Source organism: Pseudomonas akapageensis (assembly GCF_011355085.1).
In the GTDB taxonomy this organism is placed as follows: Bacteria; Pseudomonadota; Gammaproteobacteria; order Pseudomonadales; family Pseudomonadaceae; genus Aquipseudomonas; species Aquipseudomonas akapageensis.
The window spans coordinates 1-3,207 of record NZ_VXCP01000007.1 but is presented as its reverse complement, the minus strand read 5'-3'; the positions used below and the strand labels follow the sequence as shown (position 1 = coordinate 3,207).

Below are 3,207 nucleotides of genomic sequence, written 5' to 3'. Positions count from 1 at the left end.
GCCTTCCGGTTTGCGGGTGTAGCCCGCCACCCCCGCATGCACTCGAAAGTACGCCAGCCCGCGTTGGTCGAGCACATCTACGGTCTCGACCCATACTTCCATGTAACGGGGCGCGGCCAGGCCGACGTACCAGCTGTCATAGGGCAAATTGGGGGACCTGGGACCGCTGGCGCAGGCACACAAACTGAACAGCAGGCCGACGAGCAGGCTCAGGCGCATCATTGGGGATACCCCGTCTGCGGGTGGTTGGGATAAATGTTGCGTTTGTTCTTCGGCGCCGGCTTGTTGATCATCAGCCCGTAGCTGGGCGTCCAATGGGCAGATCGATGGATATAGCGGCTAAGCAACAGACGTTCCTGATCGGGTTCGAGGCTAATTGCGGTTCCCGCCAGCGCTTGCTCCAGGATTTGGGCGGCGATGGGCTGCAATTCTTCAGGTAACGCCAACTCGGGTCGTGCTTCGAGACTCTTGAACGGCACGCCATGACGCACGCCAAGCTCACGCATCACGCGCAGGCCAATCAGCCCCAACTCGCCCCGCACCGGCCGGTCGAGGACGATCGCCAGCCAGTAGTCCTGTTCATCACTTTCCGATCGGCCCCGCGCAGGCTTGGGCAAAGGCCAGGCCTTGACCTCGAGACTGCCTTCACCGGCCAGGCCGGTTGTGCGCAAAGTCCCCAACCGGGCACTTAGCTGCACCCAGTCTGGGTGCGCTTCTACCGGGCGATTGTCTCGATGCTCCATCCGCTGCGGTTGGGTCAACAGCAACCGTTCGCGGGCGCGCGGCAAGTAGCCACCGCCAATGTCCGAGTGCACGCCTGGCAGGCTGATTTCCAGATGGCCGTGTTGCACACTGTTAAGGGCGAAATTGAGACGACACTCGTCGCGGGCCTGCAGTTGGACGACCTGGCGCGCACAACCGGGCGGCAGATACAAGTTGACGTCCGGGTTGTTGGCATCGGCCGGGGTCAGGTCTCCGCGCTCAGGTGCCGAGATGGCCGCAACGGTGTCGAACAGGCCGATCAGGTTGAGGCTAACGTCCACAGCCCGGTCGAACGTCGTCAGCAGTGTAAAGTGACCGGCCTGCAACAGTTCGCTGAACAGGCCGCGACCCGGTTTGAGCAGCTCGTTGGCACAATGCCGGCCGGCGGCAGCGCCGCGACTGAAGCCGAAGATGTCGAACTCGACACGTCGGATGTAGATGCCAGGGTTAGTTTGCTGGAAGAAGTTCAACTGCTTTTTGATCAGGTCTGGCGCCTGCTTGACCCTTGCCACCACTCCGGTTTCACCCCGCCCCAGGCCTTGACCTATGATGACCGAGTCATCACCTCCGTTGCTGGTACCGATGCCCTCCAGGTAGACCTTCACATAGCCAATTTCAGCCCCTGGAGGGAGACCATCGGTGGCATGGTCGGGATACAGTTCATACAGATACGCCACATTACTCGGCGCATTGCCGTAGCTATTGTCGGGCGCTCGGTTAAAGCCGCTGACATCAAACCCGTCGAAACCGTACTTCTTGCACGTCTCGATGATGCTCGCCAATTCGCTCTGGTCGAACAGTGCCAGGTCGTCGCGCCTGCATTGTTCGGTGACTGCGGAATTGGCCTGGTTATTACCCGTACCATCGAAAAACAAGCCCAGGCGCAGGGTGATGCCTTCAAGTTCTTCCTCCTCTTCCTCTTCCTCCATGTCGTAGCTCAGCGAGAGGTTTTCAGGCGTGGCGGTATAAACCCGCTCGGTGAAGCCCTGGCTGTCGGTCTTGCCTTTCCAGACCTTGCCGGAAGCGGCGGTGATCCTGTAGGGAACGCCGGCCCAGCCCCGTTCACCATCGTTCTTGAATATCCGGAACTGCTCATCGAACTGGAGCGGCGGGTCGATGATCTTTGGCAATGCCGCTACCCGTGCGGCCTGCGTGGCTTTACTCTCGACGTATTCAAAATGTGCCGACTTTATGTTGTAGTCGCCCGCCGTACCGGATTCGATGCTGTTGGGATCGAGTGCGATGTAGCTGCCACCGGCATTGAGAGTGATCTTCTTCTTGGCCGTGATGCGGATTTCGTCTTCTGTGCTGCTGATGTCCAGTCCATGCCGGGCCAGCAGTTCCAGCTTGTCGTTTTGCGCCTGGACAATCACCGGGCCCTGGTTGGCGATCAGCTTGAGGCCGAGCTTGCGCACGAACAGGCTCAGCCCCTGCCCCACGCCCATGAAGAGGCGCTTGACCACGCTGATATCCGCTTCGCCACCAGCGTTAAGCATCAGGTTGTGTTGCGCCGCCAGTTGCAGGTGCTTGCCGCTGGTCAGGGCAATGCCTTGGGGTGCGCTGAGCAGCAGGACGGCGGATTTGAGTTGTTCCAGGTCTTGCCGGAGCAGGCTGATTTGCGCTTGTACGTCTGCCGGTTCGGCTTGACTGGCCTGCGCATCGACCGAGAGCTTTTGCAGTTGTTCGCCAGCCTGTTGTAATCGGTCCACGGCGGCGGTCATGTCGAGCACCGGGCCCTGGGCCTTGCTCTGCTCTTCGGCGCTGATGAATAGCCCCTTGCCGCTGCGGATGGCCCCCCAGCCATCGGTGCGCAGTTCAAAGCCTTCACCGCGCTTTTTCTTCTGGACATCCACCAGATGCCCCAGATTCAGCTGGCTCTTGCCGCTGTGCTCGGTACTGAGCTTGATGTGCTCTTCGCCGCGGTTGTCCTCCATGCGCAGCTTGTTATTGGCTGGCGTGCGCAGGACGTTGCGCTTGCGGTTGAACAGGGTGACGGGGTCGGGGTGTTCGCTGTCGTGCAGGGCGTGAGCAATATAGGGTCGGTCCACATCACCCCGCTCAAACGCGATGGCCACTTCGGTGCCGGCGAGGAGCGGCAGATGCAGGCCGTACGTGTCGCCGGCATAGGGTCGGGCCAGGCGCAGCCACATGCTTTCCTCGCCGCGCGCCCAGGTGTCGCGATCAAAGAGGAAGTTGACCCGGTAGCGGCCTTCCGGGTCGATCTCGGCGTAAAGATCATTTTTCTGCGGGTTGGTGACGCGGGCCGGGACGGTGCCGGCAATCTGCGGCTTTGTCTGCAACGGCGGACGAAAGCACACCCTGTCCGCATAGGGCATGGCCTCAAAGGTGACCAGGAGACTGCGATCGCGTGCGGCCGTTGTCGTCATTTTTATAATCACCGCGCCCGGGGCGAAGGCCTGCGGTGCGCCGTCGGTGATCTTCAGC

At 61.0% G+C, this 3,207-nt stretch carries 2 pseudogenes; both read right to left on the bottom strand.

The window, feature by feature from the left end:
• Positions 1-222 (bottom strand): annotated as a pseudogene (locus F2S13_RS06070) (DUF2931 family protein); the annotation flags it as partial.
• A gap of 1,709 nt (positions 223-1,931) precedes the next feature.
• Positions 1,932-3,207, bottom strand: a pseudogene (locus F2S13_RS29350) (DUF2345 domain-containing protein); the annotation flags it as partial.